Source organism: Vibrio sp. S11_S32 (genome assembly GCF_014694465.1).
GTDB lineage: Bacteria > Pseudomonadota > Gammaproteobacteria > Enterobacterales > Vibrionaceae > Vibrio > Vibrio algicola.
Map to the genome: position 1 here is coordinate 1 of NZ_JAAUWS010000007.1, position 19,599 is coordinate 19,599.

A 19,599-nucleotide genomic window follows, 5' to 3' on the forward strand; every position below is an offset into this window, starting at 1 on the left:
AATCTTTAGCAACACCACCGTACACTTTTGCAAGTGTAGTACAGATAGCAGCAGTAAGAGTTGTTTTACCGTGGTCAACGTGGCCGATAGTACCAACGTTTACGTGCGGTTTCGTACGTTCAAATTTTTCTTTAGACACAATCGTGTTCCTTCCTAGTTATGATTCGTCTTGATCAAAAGGATCAAAACGCGTCAGAATTTGCTATTTTATGCGTCAACTTTCATCAACGCAATAGATTCGTTACTTAATCCGCCAATTGTTTTCATGACCAAATTGTTCAAAAAACGCTTAGTATCATCAAGTAGCCGTGTAATAACGTTTATTAACCACGCTCGGCAATAATTGCTTGTGCAACATTCTTCGGCACTTCCGCATACTCACAAAATTCCATTGAGTATGAAGCACGACCTTGAGTTGCTGAACGTAAGTCGGTAGCGTAACCAAACATAACAGACAGTGGAACTTTGGCTCGAATAATTTTCAAACCAGCATTGCCTTCGTCCATTCCTTCGATAATGCCGCGGCGACGGTTAATATCACCAACCACATCCCCCATCCAATCTTCAGGGGTAGTTACTTCAACTTTCATTACAGGTTCTAAAAGCACAGGTTGCGCTTGCAGGGCACCATTCTTGAAAGCCATTGAGGCGGCAATTTTAAACGCCATCTCACTTGAGTCGACATCATGATATGAGCCATCAAATAGCGTTGCTTTGATATCCATAACAGGATAACCAGCTAGCACACCATTATTCATTTGCTCTTCAATACCTTGCGATATTGAGCTGATGTATTCACTAGGAACAGCACCAGCCACGATTTCGTCTACAAAAACAAATCCTTGATCTTTCTCAGACGGTTCGAGTCTCAGCCATACATGACCATATTGACCACGACCCACTGTTTCACGAATGAATTTGCCTTCTATTTCTGTTTTGCCTCGAATGGTCTCACGATACGCCACTTGAGGATTACCAACATTACAGTCAACGCTGAATTCACGTTTCATGCGGTCAACTATAATATCTAAGTGTAGCTCACCCATGCCAGAAATTAAGGTCTGACCGGTTTCATTATCCGTTTCAACTCGGAATGATGGATCTTCCGCTGCTAACTTAGCGAGAGCAATCGCCATTTTATCTTGATCGGCTTGCGAGCGTGGTTCAACCACAATTTGAATTACCGGTTCAGGAAATTCCATTCGCTCTAGGATAACTTTATGATTTTGATCGCACAGAGTATCGCCAGTCGTGACATCTTTAAGGCCAATAACGGCAGCAATATCACCGGCTAAAACTTGTTTTATTTCTTCACGCTTATTCGAGTGCATTTGTACAATGCGCCCCAAGCGTTCACGCTTTTGCTTAACCGAGTTATAAACAGTATCACCAGTATTAATCACGCCCGAATAGACGCGAATAAATGCCAATGTGCCCACAAATGGGTCGGTCGCAATTTTAAATGCTAACGCAGAGAATGGTTCGGTATCATCTGCATGACGCTCAACATCTTTTTCATTGTCATCAATGCCTTTTATCGCAGGGACATCGATAGGTGATGGCAAGTAATCAATTACCGCATCAAGTGCCGCTTGAACACCTTTGTTTTTAAACGCTGAACCGCAAGTCGCCAAAACAATCTCATTGTTTAGTGTGCGAGTACGAAGTGCTTGTTTAATTTCAGCTTCGGTTAACTCTTCACCTTCAAGGTACTTATCCATCAACTCTTCTGAAGCTTCCGCTGCCGCTTCAATTAAGTTGGTGCGCCATTCTTCAGCTAATTCTTGCATATCTGCTGGAATATCTTCATACGTGAAGGTCATACCTTGATCGGCATCATTCCAGTTAATCGCTTTCATCTTGATAAGGTCAATTACGCCTTTAAAATTCTCTTCGCAACCAATATTGATTTGCAGAGGAACCGGAGTCGCACCAAGACGATTTTTAATTTGTTCAATCACACGGAAAAAATCCGCACCGGTACGGTCCATTTTGTTGACGAACACGATACGAGGTACATGATATTTATCCGCTTGACGCCAAACTGTTTCAGATTGAGGTTCAACACCTGATGAACCACAAAAAACCACGACGGCGCCATCAAGTACACGCAATGAACGCTCAACTTCAATGGTGAAATCTACGTGTCCCGGGGTGTCAATAATATTAATGCGGTGGTCGTCAAATTGAGCTTCCATACCACGCCAAAAAGTAGTGGTCGCAGCTGAGGTGATAGTAATCCCACGCTCTTGCTCTTGCTCCATCCAATCCATGGTAGCGGCGCCATCATGGACTTCGCCGATCTTATGAGAAAGACCGGTATAGAACAGAATACGTTCAGTTGTGGTTGTTTTACCTGCATCTACGTGCGCACAAATACCAATGTTGCGGTAACGCTCTATAGGGGTTTTACGAGCCACAATTGTATCCTTATTAACTAATACCATTTCAATAAATGACTGCCAACGTTGTGCAATATCTAGTGAAATGGGAATCAAAACCTCAGGCTTAACCTGACGTGCTACACTATTTCAATTTTATTTGATGAGATTTTTGTTGCTTGAAATAGCAAAAAAGTGCTGCGAGAAAACTCGCAGCACAGAAGGTAGAACTAACGCTGCCTCTTTGTAAACAAAGAGTCTATTACCAGCGGTAGTGTGCGAACGCTTTGTTCGCGTCTGCCATGCGGTGAACGTCTTCACGTTTCTTAACAGCAGTACCTTTGTTTTCTGACGCATCTAGCATTTCAGCAGCTAGGCGCATTGCCATAGATTTTTCACCACGCTTACGCGCAGCTTCAACCATCCAGCGCATAGCAAGAGCGTTACGGCGAACCGGACGAACTTCTACAGGCACTTGGTAAGTTGAACCACCCACACGGCGAGATTTAACTTCTACCGATGGACGAATATTTTCAAGAGCTTCTTCGAATACAGCTAAGTGATCTTTACCAGATTTCTCAGCCATAGTATCTAGTGCAGTGTAAACAATTTTTTCAGCAGTTGATTTCTTACCATCAACCATAAGGATGTTTACAAATTTTGCCAGCAATTCTGATTTGAATTTAGGATCTGGTAGGATCTTACGCTGGCCTATTACGCGACGACGTGGCATGGATGTTTCTCCGTTGTCTTCTTCAGGTTATCCAAAACTTTTCAGTTTTTTCAAAATACAATATATTTTAGTGTTTGGCCTTACTTAACGTTTTCTTTTTTTACAAAAGAGACATTAAGACTTAGGACGTTTAACACCATACTTAGAACGACCTTGTTTACGGTCGTTTACGCCAGCACAGTCAAGCGCGCCGCGAACGGTGTGGTAACGCACACCTGGTAAATCTTTAACACGACCACCACGGATAAGAACAACACTGTGCTCTTGAAGGTTGTGACCTTCGCCGCCGATGTAAGAACTTACTTCGAAGCCGTTAGTTAGACGAACACGACAAACTTTACGTAATGCTGAGTTCGGTTTTTTTGGAGTAGTAGTATATACGCGAGTACATACACCACGTTTTTGTGGACACGCTTCTAGCGCAGGCACGTTGCTTTTAACAACTTGCTTTACACGTGGCTTGCGTACCAACTGGTTAATAGTTGCCATTAAATAGCTCCTGATATACGAAAATAAGCTTGTGAAAAATCTATCCCAGTTTTCTGACTATATTTCATATAATGAGAAATAGGGACGCAAAATTTTATGCATCAAAGGTGTGTGTGTCAAGAAATAACCAATCTTAGTCACGGTATTTTTTTTATTTCACCGTGTTGAGATGACCTATTTTAAAGATCATTCCCACGTCATCGATTGTTGATGCTGTTCGGAAAGTAAAACAAAATCATAGTAATCAACAACTTGGCAAGTATCAACACAATCTAATACTAAACCTCTCGCCTCTAAATCTTGTTTTAAATAGAGATAAGGATCTTTTGGATCTTTTTTATTTGATTGGTCGTTTTTTGCTTCAATTGCGTGATAAACGGCATCTTCAATCAATAAAATCACATCGTCAGGCATCAAATAGGCTGATGCTTGCGCTAATGCTGGGCTGTTTTTCACGATATGGAGCATCTTAATCCTGCCAATGAATGAAGGTTGAGGATCAAAAACTGAGCAGTTTCTGACAGTGATGAATTTTTTGGTTGAGTTCCGCTTGGCTTAAGATCGTGACGGGGATCAGCAAGCTTGATGGTTCAATTTGATAACGCTGTAATGAGGTTTGACAGACATAAATATTGTCGATGTCATACAAATCTAATAACTTAAATGCCGCGGCATAATCTCGGGAGAGCACTTGTTTTGGATCTTGATTCACCAATAACTGTGTTACGCCAGCGCCAATAAAAAATACTTCGATGTCTTCACTGTAGGCCGAAGTTGCCAGCAGTGCATCAAGCCCTTCACGACCTTTGCTTGTGCTGTGGGGAAATGAACGAAAAACAAAGCCTAATTTCATTAGAACTGCACCACTCTGTCTTGGGTTAGCATTGCCGTGGCTAAACCGCCCAAACCTGCCAATTCAAACGATTCAGCGGTATTAGACGCGAGTAACTTATGTGTTTTAGCTTCATTGCTATCAACAATGCCACGCCGCAGTGATGCCGCCACACAGGACTCCAATCGAACTCCATGCTGCTGAGCAAGATCCTTCCATGCTTGGGTAAGATCAAATTCATCATTGGCCGGCAGGATCAAACTCGAGGCATTGTGCACCCCATCTTGATAAAAGAACACGCTGACTAAGCGATGCCCTCTGGCAATTAACGCATTGGCAAACTGATAGGCATGGCGCGCCGATTGACTGCCATACACCGAACCATTCACTAATAATGTATACGTTAAAGGCTGTTCGGTCACTTTTCGCCATCCTCAATTTTACGCTGACGAATGTACAAATAGACCGTATGCTTTGAGATATTCAAACGATCGGCCACTCGGTTGATCGCGTCTTTAATATCAAAGATCCCTTTATCATAAAGATCCATCACGATCTGGCGATTCTTGGTATTATTCGAAACTGATTTGTCGGCATTAATTTCTTCGATTGTACGTTCAACCGTTTGATCCACCAGCTCTTCAACATCACTGGCAAAGTTAACCGATGATGCCGCTTCTTCGGCTTCTGCGGTTGGCATAAAGGCATGCAATACATCAGAAAATGGTGCATCTAAGTTAATATTAATACATAACAGACCAATCACTCGCTGTTCGCCATTACGGATCGCAATGGTGATCGACTTCATCAATACGCCGCCCTTAGCGCGAGTAAAGTATGAACGTGAGAAGTTACGCTCAGAGCCTTCGATGTCTTTGAGCATTTTAAGTGCCAATACCGTGATCGGCGAACCCACTTGACGGCCGGTATTCTCACCATTAGCAATTTTAATCGCTGAAGTATTTAAGTCTTCTAGTGAGTGTAAAACAATCTCACAATAGCTGCCAATTAAGCTAGCAAGACCATCAACAACCGCCTCATAAGAATGCAGAATGATCTTATCGTGTTCCGAAAATGGCTTGGCATGGACCGATTCAATTTCTAACAACGCTTCAGAATGAACTGCTTCAGAGCTCTCCATATCTACCTCAACCAAAATTGTATAAATTAAAAAAATTGATGTAAGTTTATCAGAAAGTTTGAATTTGGCATTATCCAGTCCACTATATGATGATATAGAGCAAGTTTCTTCGTCAGACCTCCCAAAGGACAGCAATAAAAAAGGCCTATCAAATAGGCCTTTGGATTATTTTCACCGGCATTTATTGCCAGTGAATAATATTGTCACTACTCATGTTAAGTAGTGTGACAACACCTTATTTATGCGCAGGTGCTTGTGGCGCTGCGTCTGCTTTAACTGACATTAATTCGATTTCGAATACTAATGTAGAGTTTGCAGGAATAGTTGGCGTATCTTGTGCGCCGTAAGCTAGCTCTGGTGGGATAACAACTTGGTATTTAGAACCGACTTTCATTAACTGAACTGCTTCCGTCCAACCAGGGATCACGCGGTTAAGTGGGAAAGTTGCAGGTTCTTTACGATCGTATGAGCTATCGAATTTCTTACCATCGATAAGTTTACCTTCGTAGTTCACAACCACAGTGTCTGTTGCTTTTGGAGTGACACCTGTGCCTTCTTTTTCTACTTTGTACATGATGCCAGATTTAGTGGTTTTTACGCCGTCTTCTTTAGCAAATTTAGCACGGAACTCTTCACCCGCTTTGATAGAAGCGGCTGATTTTTCTTTTGCTTTGGCTTGCATTTTTTCTTGCACGCGTTTGTCTAGGTTTTGCAGCACCGCTTTAGTATCTTCTTCCGTCATGCCAGATTTCTTAGCAAACGAATCTTCGATACCTTTCAATACGATCTCTTTATCTAACTTGATACCGATCTCAGCTGGTTTTTCAATACTAGTATTTAGGTAGTTCGCGAAAGAAGTACCGATTGCATAAGCGGCTTTTTCGTCGTCAGTTTTGTATTGAGTCATCGCAGGAGAAGCAGAAGATACCGCTTGCTCTGTTTTTGGCGCAGTAGCCGGAGCTTCTTTTGCGTCTTCTTTTTGACAACCTACAGCCAGTAATACAGTTGCTGCTAGCAGCGATACTTTAAAAATCGATTTCATTAAATTCTCCAGCGTGATGGCAGTCCATCATCGTGTTCATTAAAAAGTTTATTGCAGTATATGCTTTGCGCCGTTATGACACCGCGAGGCATATTACCTACTTATACTCAAAGTCTTTGTTAGCAGACCGTGTTTTTTGATCAAAGTTCATAATTTAATTGTAATTTATCTTACTTTTTTCAGTTATTGCAATAAAGCATGATACTTATTACATAAACCTAACAAAGCCATAACTTGCAGCCGTGGAATCATAGTTAATCATTAACCAAGTTGTCATATTTCAAGCGGTGGTTAATTCACGGAAATAAGCTCGCGTTCAGTCAATAAAACTATGTATAATCTTGTCACTGTTTGGCTTACTTTTATTGGAACACTAATGACAACCTCAGCAAGCGACGATCTTCTTAAACAACGCATTGACGATTTAGAGTGTCAATTAGCTTTTCAAGAGCAAACCATCAGCGAGTTAAATGATGCATTAAGCCAACAACAATTACTTATTACTCGCATGCAAGACCAAATGAAATTTGTGGTTGGTAAAGTCAAAAATTTAGATGCGTCTAATTTAGCGGACTCTTCAGAAGAAACCCCACCACCGCATTATTAATGACATTAAATAAACCGACTTAATCATGAAACTTTGATCCTACAAAAAAGCGCTGAACCAATTGGTTAGCGCTTTTTTATTATTCATTAAAGATTAGTGAGAGCAACCGCAGCCGCCATTTCCATCACAACCTTCTTTTTTCTCTTCTTTTTCATGACCACCACAGCAACCACCTTCGTGATCATGGTCGTGACCCGCTTGATGTACATGGCCGTGCGCCATTTCTTCTTCAGTTGCTGCGCGTACCGCAACCACTTCAACATCAAATGTTAGCGTTTGACCCGCAAGCATGTGGTTACCGTCAACCACAACTTCATCGCCATCAACTTCAGTGATTTCTACTGGGATTTGACCTTGGTCGGTATCGGCTAAGAAACGCATACCTACTTCGATTTCATCCACACCGTGGAAAACATTAGCAGGAACACGTTGAACAAGACCTTCATTGTGCTCACCGTAAGCGTCTTCTGGAGCAATAACAGCATTGAACTTGTCGCCTTGTGCTTTGCCGTTAAGTTCGTTCTCTAAACCAGAGATCAAGTTGTTGTGACCATGTAGATAATCCAGTGGTGCTTCCACTGTAGATTGATCTACGACGACGCCGTCTTCCGTTTTTACTTGGTATGCTAGGCTAACAACAACGTTTTTTTCAATATTCATATTCGCTCCAGACACAGATTAGGCATAAAGGATGAATGAGCACCTAATCGTTATGAGACAAATAATGGGGATAAGTTCGGCAAATTTCAATCATTCAGGCTTAAAAATCCCAATCATTTGCTCAGAGGCGTAAGCAGACTGCTCGACAGTGACCACTTGTGGCTGTGCCGCAGTTGATTTTTTATCCCCTAATTCAGAGGCTTGCTGTTCTGTTTCTGGGTTCTGGCGTTCTAGATAGTCGCATTCGACACATTCAACCATTTCGATGTTGTTGTCATGCCACACCCGCAAACTGTCCGATTCTCCACAGCTTGGGCATTTTGCTCCGGCAATAAATCGTTTCTTAATTGTCATATTGTCTCCGTTAATCCCAATGATTTTGGGTTTTTCGATCGCTTTCCATTTCACGCGCAAATATTTCTTCTAATTCAATCCGTGCTTCTTTGGCTCTAAGGCCGGTGTCTTTATCTTCACTATGTTGAGGTAATAACTCTTTTAGCATGGTGGTGTCGAGTTTTTTAAAGTGTGCTTCTGCTCGCTTGGCCTGATAAGGATGCATGCCCAACTCAGTTAACACTTGGCGACCTAAATCTAATGCTCCTAAAAAGGTTTCGCGTGAAAATAAAGTCACGCCAATATTGAGTAATTGATAAGCTTCAACCCGACTGCGCGCTCGTGCCATTACTTTCAGATTGGGAAAATGCTGCTTACACAATTCGGCAATTTTTAACACTTCATCTGGTGAATCGGTACAAATGGCAATCGCTTCGGCTTGCTCTGCCCCTGCCGCCCTGAGTAAATCCAGTTGAGTGGCATCGCCGTAATACACTTTATAGCCAAACTTGCGTAATACTTGGATTTGACTGGGATCGCTTTCCAATACCGTAATGCGAATTTTATTGGCATAAAGCAAGCGGCCCACCACTTGGCCAAAACGCCCAAAGCCAGCCACGATCACTCTTGGCTCTTCATTAACCACATCCGATTGCATATCATCCTGCACATTAATGGTACGGCTAAACCATTTTTGTTGCGCCAGTAAGATCAGGGGGGTGGTCATCATGGATAAGCTCACTACCACCAGTAAGAACGACGTCATCTCGGTTCCAAGCAGCCCTTGCCCTGATGCGGCGGTAAACAACACAAAAGCAAACTCACCGCCTTGGCTCAATATAGCCGCCATTCGACTGCGTGCTTTGGCTCGAGTGCCCATTAAGCGCGCCAAGCCGTAAATCAATAATCCTTTGATGGTGACTAAGGCCACCACCGCCAATAGAATTTTGATTGGATATAACCCCAACAAGCCTAAATTGACCGCCATGCCAACCGACATAAAGAACAACCCCAGCAGCAAACCTTTAAATGGTTCAATCGCGCTTTCTAATTCATGACGGTATTCACTCTCTGCCAGTAAAACGCCGGCCAAAAAAGTCCCTAACGCCATGGATAAACCGAGTTTTTGCATGATCACCGAAATACCAATCACCAACAATAATGCAGCGACAGTAAACAGTTCTCGTACTCGGCTCATCACCACAAAGCGAAAAATAGGTCGCAATAAATAATGGCCTCCGACTAATAACCCGACCACACCACCAATCATCCATACCGCATCTAACCAATCGCCGCCCACATTGCCTGCCAATAATGGCAACATAGCAAGCATGGGGATCACAGCGATATCTTGGAATAACAAAATCGCAAAACCTGACTGTCCGGTTTCGGTGCCGCCCAGCCCTTGCTCTTCAATCACTCGCAAAGCAATCGCAGTAGAAGACAACGCCAACCCCATCCCGATCACTAAGCTGTTTTGCCAGCTAATGCCAAACCAATGGGCAATCGCTGAGAGAATTAATGTGGTCACCACCACTTGTGCGCCGCCTAAACCTAAAATAGGAATACGCATTTGCCATAGTTTTTTAGGGTTCAATTCTAAACCGATCAAAAACAGCAATAACACCACACCAAATTCCGCAAAGTGCATGACGCTGTCGACATCACTGATCAGCCCTAATCCCCAAGGACCAATCGCAATACCGGCCAACAAATACCCAAGCACTGAGCCTAAGCCAAAACGTTGCGCCAGCGGCACCGCAATCACCGCTGCCGATAAAAAGACTACGCCACTTTCTAATAATTCAAAGGTTGTTGGTGCCATTTACACTCCTTGTGTCGCCAAGTCGATGTTACAGATTCATTAGCCATTGACGGTAGGCTTGGGCATGTTGTAAGCGTTCTGCATGATTGACATTGCGAGCCCAATATAAGACTAACGGCTCCAGCCAATTCATTTGGCATAATTTTGCCGTCAGTTCAAAAGGTTGCAGTATTTGCTCTAATGGATATTGGTTATAGCCTTTGTCGCTAAAGGCTTGCTTAGATCCGCCCACCGTTATTACGCTACGCCACGTTTTTCCGGCCAACGCCCGCCCTTCACCAAATGCAAAACCTTTGCCTAATACGGTATCCATCCATTCTTTCATTAACGCAGGGCAAGAATACATAAATAGAGGGTGTTGAAAGACAATGATATCGTGTTCAAGTAACAGGTGATGCTCTATCGCCACATCTATAAAGAAATCTGGATAACGGGCATATAAGTCATGCACACGCACATGAGGAAGATCTTGAATCGCTTTGAGTAAGATTTGATTGGCAACAGAATCGATAGGATCGGGATGTGCAAAAATAACCAACACTCGGGGTGGATTGGGTGAGTTTGATGATCCTTGCGGTGCTGATCCTTTAAATGATACCGGCGCGGATGTTGAACCGCTCCTTGTTTCAGACATACCTGCTCCTTGATGTCTTTCCTTTGTTCCATGCTAACTTAATGTGCTTTAAGTATAATAAGTATCTTATCTTAAATCGTATAATGATCGACATTTATTGACGAAACGCCTACTATTCTCTGCAATTTCATCTGGCTTACGCCTTTATTTACTTAGCGCCCAAATTAGACCACAACCCTATGATTATATTTTCAGACATTCAATTGCTGCGTGGCGGAAAGCCTTTATTAGAACAAGCTTCAGCCACTATTCATCCGGGTGATAAAGTCGGTTTAGTCGGCAAAAACGGTTGTGGTAAATCAACGCTATTTGCCTTATTAAAAGATGAACTGGCTATCGACGCCGGTAACTTTCAAATGCCAGCCCATTGGGAATTAGCTTGGGTAGCGCAAGAAACGCCCGCGTTAGATCGAGCTGCAATTGATTATGTGATTGATGGCGACCGTGAATTTCGACGTTTAGAGCAACAACTCGCAAAGGCAGAACAAGCCGATAATGGCACTTTGGTAGCAGAGTTACACAGCAAGATTGATATTGTTGGTGGCTATACTATAAATTCGCGCGCAGCCGAACTGCTCAATGGCCTCGGATTTAGCCAAGAACAAATGCAATGGAGCCTGACCCAGTTCTCGGGCGGCTGGCGCATGCGTTTAAACCTTGCTCAAGCATTATTGTGCCGCTCCGATTTATTGCTGCTGGATGAACCCACCAACCACTTAGATTTAGATGCGGTATTGTGGCTGGAAAAATGGCTACAAAATTACCCTGGCACACTGATTTTGATCTCGCATGATAGAGACTTTTTAGATCCAATCGTTGGCCGCATTGTGCATGTTGAAAATCAAGATCTGAATGAATACACAGGTAACTATTCTTCCTTTGAAACCCAACGTGCACAAAAGTTAATGCAACAACAGGCAATGTACAGCAAGCAGCAAAAACAAATGTCGCACATGCAAAGTTACATCGACCGTTTTCGTTATAAAGCCTCTAAAGCTCGCCAAGCCCAAAGCCGGATTAAAGCGTTAGAGAAAATGGAAAAGGTTCTGCCAGCGCAATTTGATAACCCATTTAATTTCGAATTCCGTCAACCCGCTGCATTGCCTAATCCGATCATGATGATGGACGATGTATCTGCAGGTTATGGCGATCGCTTGATCTTAGAAAAAATTCGCTTAAATTTAGTCCCAGGTAGCCGCATCGGCTTACTTGGGCGTAATGGCGCAGGTAAATCGACCTTAATCAAACTATTATCGGGCGAGCTTAATCCACAAGGCGGCGATCTGACCTATTCTCAAGGGGTGAAGGTTGGTTACTTTGCGCAGCATCAACTCGAAACCTTGCACCCAGAAGAAACCCCGCTGCAGCACTTAATGCAAATTGCCAGCAATCAAACCGAACAACAGTTACGTGATTATCTTGGTAGTTTTGGTTTCCAAGGCGAAAAAGCATTAGATAAGGTCGCCCCATTCTCAGGTGGCGAAAAAGCACGTTTGGTATTAGCGTTATTAGTGTGGCAAAAACCCAATCTATTGCTGCTCGATGAACCAACCAACCACCTTGATTTGGATATGCGCCAAGCGCTGACCATGGCGTTGCAAACCTTTGAGGGTGCGATGGTGATTGTCAGTCACGATCGTTATTTATTGCGCGCCACCACCGATGATCTTTACCTAGTCGATGCCCAACAAGTGATGCCGTTTGATGGCGATCTTACCGACTATTATAAATGGCTCACCGACCAACAAAAGCAAGATAAGAAAGATGCTCAAGGTGAAGTGGATAACAGCCCCAACACCAACAGCGCCGCCAATCGTAAAGAACAAAAACGTCTTGATGCGGAGCGCCGTAAACAAACCGCGCCGCTGCGTAAAAAAGTCACTCAACTTGAAACGCAAATGGACAAACACAGTCAAGCATTGGCACAAGCGGAAGAACAACTGGGGGACGTCTCTCTTTATCAAGATGAAAATAAAGCCAAGCTGACCCAAGTGCTCAACCTACAAGCTACCAGCAAAGCGCAACTCGAAAATGTTGAGATGGAGTGGATGGAACTGCAAGAGCAACTTGAAGCATTAAGCGAAGAATAATGCCAAACTCGCCTTGTTCACCTCTTACAGCAGAAGCGTTCTGGCAATTTTGTCTAGAACGCTATCAACAACCGGGCGTGGAGTCGGCGTGTTTAACCCTACAAAACCAATATCAGGGCAACGTTAATTTACTACTGCTGTATATATGGCTCGATCAACAAAAACTAACACTAGATCCACAGGAACAAGAGCGATTGAAACAATCACTCCAACCGACACAAGCATTACTCGCTCAGTTTCGGTCATTGCGTCGTCAATATAAAACTCACTTACCCGCTTCGCTATATCGGGAAAGTTTAACCTTTGAATTACAGCTTGAACGTCAGCAACAAGAATATTTAGTTGAAGCCTTAAATGCACTGCCACTTCAAGCTCGATCTCAACAACACATACCGCTAAGCCACCAATATTGCCAACAACTTGATGCTGAAGGGCTTTGCCTATTCTTTTTCAAAAATATAAGTAATATCTGACAGCATTAGTGAATCATCACAGATAATAAGCAGTAAACATATTATGATTATCCCTTGGCAACAAATCGATCCCGACACCCTCGACAACTTGATCAAAGAATTTATTCTGCGTGAAGGAACCGATTATGGTGAACAAGACTATTCTCTTGAGCAAAAAATTACACAGGTACAACGTCAATTAAAATCAGGTAAAGTGGCGATCGTATTTTCCGAATTGCATGAAAGTGTCGATATCAGGGACGTCAACTCGTTAAGTTAATCAATCTACACTCAAAGTAATTAAAGTTGCAGTGAGGTGGCAAGTAAGACGGATATATACCCATATCATTTGGGTATATTATTTACAGGCCCTACTCTACACTGTCTATTCTCAAGGTCGAAAATAAAGGATTATCATGTCGGCAAAGCATCCTATCATCGCAGTCACCGGGTCCTCTGGCGCCGGAACCACCACCACCTCAGAAACCTTCCGAAAAATGTTCAATATGAGGGATATTAAAGCCTCATGGGTGGAAGGGGACAGCTTTCATCGCTATACCCGACCAGAAATGGATGTGGCGATCCGTAAAGCACGCGAGCAAGGTAAACACATTAGTTACTTTGGCCCTGAAGCCAATGACTTCCCTGCTCTGGCCAAGTTTTTTCATCAGTATGGTCAAGATGGCAGTGGCAAAATTCGTCGCTATTTACACAGTTTTGATGAAGCAGTACCGTACAATCAAATGCCAGGCACGTTTACCCCATGGCAAGATTTACCCGATAATACCGATGTGCTTTTCTACGAAGGTTTGCATGGGGGTGTGGTCGATGGGGAAGTCAACGCCTCGCAACATGTCGATTTTTTGATTGGTATGGTGCCGATTGTTAACTTGGAGTGGATCCAAAAATTTGTGCGCGACACCCGCGATCGTGGCCATTCGCGTGAAGCGGTGATGGATTCGATTGTACGCTCGATGGATGATTACTTAAATTACATCACGCCGCAGTTTTCTCGTACTCATATAAACTTTCAGCGAGTGCCAACCGTTGATACTTCTAACCCATTAAACGCCAAAGGCATCCCAAGCTTAGATGAAAGCTTTGTAGTGATCCGTTTGCGTGGAATTAAAAATGTCGACTTCCCTTACCTACTTGCCATGATTGATGGTTCCTTTATGTCGCGCCATAACACCTTAGTGGTACCAGGCGGTAAGATGAGTTTTGCGATGGAACTGATCATTCAACCTCTACTGCAACAACTGATCGACACCGGTAAAATTGGCTAAAAAGGTGATCAATTTCACCTTACTGCTGAGTCTGTGATTTAGGCCACACTTTCACAGCTTAAATACCCACTTCAGGGCGATCAAAATCAAGAAATTCGCTACCGAAAGGGGTAGTATTTAAAGCCAACGCAGTAACAGTGCTTGCAGCGTAAATGATTAACACCTATTCTATTTGACCAGTTTAGCCGGTCTCAGGATGAATGACTCAAAACTGAGCAAGCCCTTCAGAGGAAGTAACAAATTATGGTTCTAGGTAAACCTCAAACTGACCCAACTTTAGAGTGGTTTCTATCGCATTGTCATATTCATAAGTACCCATCAAAAAGTACTTTGATTCATGCTGGCGAAAAAGCAGAAACTTTGTACTACATCGTAAAAGGATCTGTGGCTGTATTAATCAAGGATGAAGAAGGCAAAGAGATGATCTTGTCTTACTTAAACCAAGGCGATTTTATTGGTGAGCTAGGTCTATTTGAAGAAGATCAAGAGCGTACCGCTTGGGTTCGAGCTAAATCACCTTGTGAAGTTGCTGAAATTTCATTTAAGAAATTCCGTCAGCTTATCCAAGTGAATCCAGATATCTTGATGCGTCTGTCAGCTCAAATGGCAACTCGCCTACAAATCACTAGCCAAAAAGTGGGTGACTTAGCCTTCTTAGACGTTACCGGTCGTATTGCACAAACGCTACTTAATCTAGCCAAACAACCAGATGCAATGACTCACCCAGACGGCATGCAAATTAAGATAACTCGTCAAGAGATTGGTCAAATTGTTGGCTGCTCTCGTGAAACCGTTGGTCGTATCTTGAAAATGCTAGAAGAGCAAAATCTAATTTCTGCGCATGGTAAAACCATCGTGGTATACGGTACTCGTTAATCGTCACACACCATTATTTTAAGTACACGCAAAAATAAATAAAGCCACTGAATGCAAATCCAGTGGCTTTTTCGATCTTACTTTTTCGTTACTCTCTACCCAATAGCGGGCAATACTCCTACGCTGATTAGCACTTGTACCCCAATGATCACCAAGCCACTTAATAAAACAAACATCAACGCCACATTACCACCAGCAACGGTAAAGTTTTGGGTTTGTAAGTTGAGTTGACGCGAGCGTTTCACCATCGCAACCGGCAGTAGTAACGCTAAAATCGCTAAGGCAATCGCGGCATAACCGAGTGCCATAATAAAGCCTTGCGGGTAAAATAGAGCAAAACACAATGGCGGAACAAAGGTCACTAACGCGATCCCCACTCGGCCACCTTTGCTTTGGTTCTTATTCAAGCTATCGCCCAAAAATTCAAATAAGCCTAAGCTCACCCCAAGAAAAGAAGTAATTAAAGCCAGATCAGCAAACACTGACACCACTTGAGAAATGGCAGAACTATGGATCACTTGCGCCAAGGTTCCAACCAGTGCGGTGACATTGCCGGCTTGTGCAAGCGTGGCTTGATCGACCACACCTAATGTCGCTAATTGCCACAGGATATACACCACTAACGGCAATAATGACCCAAACACCATCACTTTTTTCAGCGCTTTCATATCCAGATCTAAATAACGTACCACGGCAGGAATGCTGCCATGAAATCCAAAAGAGGTGAAAATCACCGGTAATGCCGCCACAATCAAGCCTTTTTCTAATGGCATATTCACCAAATGAACCGCTTGAATGTTGGGAGTTAAGAAAAACAGCATGATTGCCATCGCGACCAATTTACAGGTAAACAGCACCCGATTAACCTTGTCGACCGATGACGTACCAAAGGTAACAATCGCCGCAATCAAGATGGTAAAGATAAGTGTTCCTAGGCCGTTAGACACATCTAACTCAAACCAGTTATGCAGCTTGTCATTAAATTGCCCACCACCACCCGCAATGTAGGCCGCGCAAAGGGCGTAAAACAAAAACAACATCGCAAAGGTCGCCAGCCACTTTCCCTTATCACCGAGAAATTGCTTAGCCAAGGTATGCAAGGTGGCATCATAATCAGCATGTTGGTGCAGCTCTAACATCAATAATGCGGTGTACGCCATTAATGCCCACATCGCTACCATGATCACAAGCGAAGTCATAAAGCCCAGTCCTGCTGACGCAATTGGCAACGCCAACATTCCGGCACCAATCGTGGTACCGGCAATAATCAAAGTACTGCCTAAAACCTTTGAATTACTCATTTACACTTACCGTTCAAAATTATTTACAACAATTTACCATTAAAACTAGATAAATCGACCCGTCAATAACAAAAAGCAGCGATAATGGGTCAAATATCACACAAAAAACCAGACAAATTACTGTGTATATAAAAGTGTACAGATTCTTAGGCTAGAGCAGAAAAAAGAAACCCCGCCACTTCAAATGAAATGACGGGGTTTAAAGGTTAAGTGACGGATAACCGTCAATCTTAACCATATAACTTAAGCTATATTGTCCGTTAATTGCAGAAAGCACCGTTGGATCTATATTGGTTAACTCACCAAAAGAAGCAACAAAACTGTAGCTTTAAAGGCTAAACATTAGATGCCATATTGAGCGCGGTAAGCCTTGACCGACTCTAGCTGCTCTGCGCTGTTGCCTTGCTCTTCAAGATAAGTCACTAGATCGCCTAAACAGATGATAGAGATAACCGCGCAACCGAAATCACGTTCCACTTCTTGAATCGCTGACAACTCGCCTTTGCCTTTTTCTTGACGATCAATCGCCACTAAAACGCCAGCTAAATCAGCACCATTGGCTTTAATGATTTCCATTGATTCACGAATAGCCGTACCAGCGGTGATCACATCGTCCACCAACATAATGCGACCGTCTAATGGATTGCCGACCAAGTTGCCACCTTCACCGTGATCTTTAGCTTCTTTACGGTTAAAGCAGTATGGCGTATCAATATCGTGGTGATCGGCTAAAGCAACTGCGGTGGTGGTCGCAATTGGAATGCCTTTGTAAGCTGGGCCAAACAACACATCAAACTGAATGCCAGATTCGGCTAATGCAGCGGCATAAAAACGACCTAAACGGGCTAAATCACGGCCAGTATTAAACAAGCCAGCATTGAAGAAGTAAGGGCTAGTACGACCCGATTTTAAAGTAAACTCGCCAAACTTAAGAACTTGTTTCTCAAGGGCGAACTCAATAAATTCACGTTGATATGCTTTCATGGTTTCTCTCTTTTCTTTCTCACTAATGACCAGAATGACCTAATCATAATATTCACACAAAAAAATAGCCCCTCAATGAGGAGCCATTAAAAACTATTGGGCTAACGTTGCTTTTTGCACTGCGATAATATCGTTAATGCCTTTTTCGGCTAAATCTAATAACTGATTGAGCTCAGCACGAGAAAACGCTTCGCCTTCTGCAGTGCCTTGTACTTCAATCATTTTGCCTTCTTCGGTCATCACCACGTTCATATCCGTATCGGCCGCTGAATCTTCAACATATTCCAAATCACACAAAGCGCGATCGCCCAAGATGCCAACTGAAACCGCGGCTACATGACCTTTCATTGGATTTTTCTTCAATTTACCTGAAGCCATCAATGATTGAATCGCATCCGCTAATGCCACGCTAGCACCAGAGATAGACGCAGTGCGGGTTCCGCCATCGGCTTGAATAACATCACAATCGACGGTGATCATCATCTCACCTAATACTTCAAGATCCACTACCGCGCGCAAGCTACGAGCAATAAGACGTTGGATCTCCATAGTACGACCGCCTTGCTTACCACTTGAAGCTTCACGACGGTTACGAGTATGAGTCGCGCGTGGCAACATACCGTATTCCGCTGTCACCCAACCTTTACCGCGGCCTTTTAACCAACCCGGTACTTTTTCTTCTACACTGGCATTACACAATACTTTGGTGTTACCAAATTCAACCAACACCGAACCTTCAGCGTAAGCTGTGTAGTTACGTGTCATTTTAATTGGGCGAACTTGATCGGCGGCGCGATCATTTGGGCGAGTTGTAGAAGTCATAGATTGATACCTAGTTGAGGACGTAATTGGGGCAAGATTATATAGATCTTAACGTCAAAAAGCGATCTTATCCCCTGCTTACTTAACGCCGTTTGAGTTTAACTTGTGCTACCATAGCAACCAGAAAATTATCACCTTATTTAGATTAGGAACTATCCAATGATCTACAGCATGACTGCTTACGCCCGTAAAGAAATCAAATCAGATTGGGGCAACGCCGTATGGGAAATCCGCAGCGTAAATCAACGTTACCTTGAAACCTATTTTCGCCTACCAGAGCAATTTCGTGGTTTAGAGCCAATCTTGCGTGAGCGTTTTCGTAAGCGTTTAGCGCGCGGTAAAGTGGAATGTCATTTACGCTTTGAAGCCAATTCAAAAGCGCAAAGCGAGCTAAAAATTAACGATGATTTAGCCAAGCAAGTGATCCAAGCGGCTACTCACGTTATGTCACTGACGGGCGAAGACTCGCGCATCAATCCATTCCAAGTCATGAACTGGCCGGGCGTAATGGAAGCACCCGAGCAAGATATGGATAGCATCCAGAAAGAATTACTCACGGCATTTGAACAGGCGATGACAGATTTTATCGACGCCCGTGGCCGCGAAGGCGACAACATGAAAGCCCTGATCGACCAACGCTTAGAAGCCATTACCGTTGAAGCTGCGAAAGTGCGCGCTCGCATGCCAGAAATTATGCAGTGGCAACGCGACCGTCTATTGAAGAAATTCGAAGAAGCCAGCATTGAATTAGACAGCTCTCGGGTCGAACAAGAGTTGATCTTACTGGCGCAAAAATCAGATGTAGCAGAAGAGCTTGATCGCCTAGACTCGCACGTGAAAGAAGCCAACAACATTATGAAAAAAGGCGGCGCATGTGGCCGTAAACTCGACTTCATGATGCAAGAATTCAACCGCGAAGCCAATACGCTAGCATCAAAATCTATCAGTACCGATGTGACGGCTTCTGGCGTTGAATTGAAAGTATTGATTGAGCAAATGCGTGAGCAGATCCAGAATATTGAGTAATTCATAAACTCCAAATCACAACAAAAAGCCCAGAGTCATTTCAAAGTAATCATGAAGTGGCTCTGGGCTTTTATGTTTCTAGCAT

General features: G+C 43.3%; 23 protein-coding genes. 7 read left to right on the forward strand and 16 right to left on the reverse strand.

What is annotated here, in order from left to right; genetic code table 11:
* The 9 genes from HC723_RS05735 to fkpA all read right to left on the reverse strand — a co-directional run.
* The coding region (locus tag HC723_RS05735; protein ID WP_238925529.1) for a GTP-binding protein at positions 1-139 on the reverse strand (139 nt) is incomplete at its 3' end.
* A gap of 184 nt (positions 140-323) precedes the next feature.
* A complete protein-coding gene (fusA, locus tag HC723_RS05740; RefSeq protein ID WP_190338482.1) occupies positions 324-2,420 on the reverse strand; it encodes an elongation factor G in 2,097 nt (698 codons plus the stop codon).
* A gap of 223 nt (positions 2,421-2,643) precedes the next feature.
* Positions 2,644-3,114 (reverse strand): 30S ribosomal protein S7, encoded by a 471-nt coding sequence (gene rpsG, locus HC723_RS05745; RefSeq protein WP_153447926.1) that lies wholly within the window; start codon positions 3,112-3,114, stop codon positions 2,644-2,646.
* Between the two features lie 114 nt (positions 3,115-3,228).
* A complete protein-coding gene (gene rpsL, locus HC723_RS05750) occupies positions 3,229-3,603 on the reverse strand; it encodes a 30S ribosomal protein S12 (protein ID WP_153447927.1) in 375 nt (124 codons plus the stop codon).
* A 186-nt stretch (positions 3,604-3,789) separates the two neighbouring features.
* Positions 3,790-4,071 (reverse strand): sulfurtransferase complex subunit TusB, encoded by a 282-nt coding sequence (tusB, locus tag HC723_RS05755; RefSeq protein ID WP_190338483.1) that lies wholly within the window; start codon positions 4,069-4,071, stop codon positions 3,790-3,792.
* A 31-nt stretch (positions 4,072-4,102) separates the two neighbouring features.
* Positions 4,103-4,456: a sulfurtransferase complex subunit TusC gene (gene tusC, locus HC723_RS05760; RefSeq protein WP_153447929.1), complete on the reverse strand. Its 354-nt coding sequence runs from the start codon at positions 4,454-4,456 to the stop codon at positions 4,103-4,105.
* Entirely contained in the window at positions 4,456-4,857 is a 402-nt protein-coding gene (gene tusD / locus HC723_RS05765) for a sulfurtransferase complex subunit TusD (protein ID WP_153447930.1), read from the reverse strand. Before tusD ends, tusC begins: the two co-directional genes overlap by 1 nt.
* Positions 4,854-5,576 carry a helix-turn-helix transcriptional regulator gene (locus tag HC723_RS05770; protein ID WP_153447931.1) on the reverse strand — a complete coding sequence of 241 codons (723 nt, stop codon included), beginning with the start codon at positions 5,574-5,576 and terminating at the stop codon, positions 4,854-4,856. Before HC723_RS05770 ends, tusD begins: the two co-directional genes overlap by 4 nt.
* Before the next feature lie 235 nt (positions 5,577-5,811).
* Entirely contained in the window at positions 5,812-6,618 is an 807-nt protein-coding gene (fkpA, locus tag HC723_RS05775) for an FKBP-type peptidyl-prolyl cis-trans isomerase (RefSeq protein WP_190338484.1), read from the reverse strand.
* Positions 6,619-6,994: 376 nt separating this feature from the next.
* Between fkpA and HC723_RS05780 the strand changes: the two genes are divergently transcribed.
* Positions 6,995-7,225, forward strand: a complete 231-nt coding sequence (locus HC723_RS05780; protein WP_190338485.1) for a SlyX family protein — start codon at positions 6,995-6,997, stop codon at positions 7,223-7,225.
* 93 nt (positions 7,226-7,318) lie between these two features.
* Here HC723_RS05780 and slyD read toward each other — a convergent pair whose 3' ends face one another.
* The 4 genes from slyD to kefG form a co-directional block, all read right to left on the reverse strand.
* Positions 7,319-7,885 (reverse strand): peptidylprolyl isomerase, encoded by a 567-nt coding sequence (gene slyD, locus HC723_RS05785; protein WP_153447934.1) that lies wholly within the window; start codon positions 7,883-7,885, stop codon positions 7,319-7,321.
* 90 nt (positions 7,886-7,975) lie between these two features.
* A complete protein-coding gene (locus tag HC723_RS05790; RefSeq protein WP_190338486.1) occupies positions 7,976-8,239 on the reverse strand; it encodes a YheV family putative zinc ribbon protein in 264 nt (87 codons plus the stop codon).
* A 10-nt stretch (positions 8,240-8,249) separates the two neighbouring features.
* Positions 8,250-10,043, reverse strand: a complete 1,794-nt coding sequence (gene kefB, locus HC723_RS05795; protein WP_153447936.1) for a glutathione-regulated potassium-efflux system protein KefB — start codon at positions 10,041-10,043, stop codon at positions 8,250-8,252.
* A 28-nt stretch (positions 10,044-10,071) separates the two neighbouring features.
* Entirely contained in the window at positions 10,072-10,677 is a 606-nt protein-coding gene (gene kefG / locus HC723_RS05800; RefSeq protein ID WP_190338487.1) for a glutathione-regulated potassium-efflux system ancillary protein KefG, read from the reverse strand.
* A gap of 179 nt (positions 10,678-10,856) precedes the next feature.
* Between kefG and HC723_RS05805 the strand changes: the two genes are divergently transcribed.
* From HC723_RS05805 to crp, 5 genes are all read left to right on the forward strand, one after another.
* On the forward strand, positions 10,857-12,767 hold the full coding sequence (locus HC723_RS05805; RefSeq protein ID WP_190338488.1) for an ABC transporter ATP-binding protein: 1,911 nt from the start codon (positions 10,857-10,859) through the stop codon (positions 12,765-12,767).
* On the forward strand, positions 12,767-13,240 hold the full coding sequence (locus HC723_RS05810) for a TIGR02444 family protein (RefSeq protein ID WP_190338489.1): 474 nt from the start codon (positions 12,767-12,769) through the stop codon (positions 13,238-13,240). The genes HC723_RS05805 and HC723_RS05810 overlap by 1 nt, the downstream gene beginning before the upstream one ends.
* Before the next feature lie 43 nt (positions 13,241-13,283).
* Positions 13,284-13,499, forward strand: coding sequence for a YheU family protein (locus HC723_RS05815; RefSeq protein WP_153447940.1), 216 nt, complete (start codon positions 13,284-13,286; stop codon positions 13,497-13,499).
* A gap of 136 nt (positions 13,500-13,635) precedes the next feature.
* Complete coding sequence (locus HC723_RS05820) at positions 13,636-14,505, forward strand: phosphoribulokinase (protein ID WP_190338490.1); 870 nt, start codon at positions 13,636-13,638, stop codon at positions 14,503-14,505.
* A 243-nt stretch (positions 14,506-14,748) separates the two neighbouring features.
* Positions 14,749-15,381 (forward strand): cAMP-activated global transcriptional regulator CRP, encoded by a 633-nt coding sequence (gene crp / locus HC723_RS05825; protein WP_153447942.1) that lies wholly within the window; start codon positions 14,749-14,751, stop codon positions 15,379-15,381.
* A gap of 95 nt (positions 15,382-15,476) precedes the next feature.
* On the opposite strand, the gene HC723_RS05830 is transcribed toward crp, so the two are convergent.
* The 3 genes from HC723_RS05830 to rph form a co-directional block, all read right to left on the reverse strand.
* Positions 15,477-16,682: an aromatic amino acid transport family protein gene (locus HC723_RS05830; RefSeq protein ID WP_153447943.1), complete on the reverse strand. Its 1,206-nt coding sequence runs from the start codon at positions 16,680-16,682 to the stop codon at positions 15,477-15,479.
* A gap of 342 nt (positions 16,683-17,024) precedes the next feature.
* The gene (gene pyrE, locus HC723_RS05835) at positions 17,025-17,666 is read right to left on the reverse strand and encodes an orotate phosphoribosyltransferase (protein ID WP_153447944.1); all 642 of its coding nucleotides are present in this window, start codon (positions 17,664-17,666) and stop codon (positions 17,025-17,027) included.
* A gap of 93 nt (positions 17,667-17,759) precedes the next feature.
* Complete coding sequence (gene rph, locus HC723_RS05840) at positions 17,760-18,488, reverse strand: ribonuclease PH (RefSeq protein ID WP_153447945.1); 729 nt, start codon at positions 18,486-18,488, stop codon at positions 17,760-17,762.
* A 159-nt stretch (positions 18,489-18,647) separates the two neighbouring features.
* Between rph and HC723_RS05845 the strand changes: the two genes are divergently transcribed.
* Positions 18,648-19,514 (forward strand): YicC/YloC family endoribonuclease, encoded by an 867-nt coding sequence (locus tag HC723_RS05845; RefSeq protein WP_190338491.1) that lies wholly within the window; start codon positions 18,648-18,650, stop codon positions 19,512-19,514.
* Positions 19,515-19,599 lie beyond the last annotated feature (85 nt).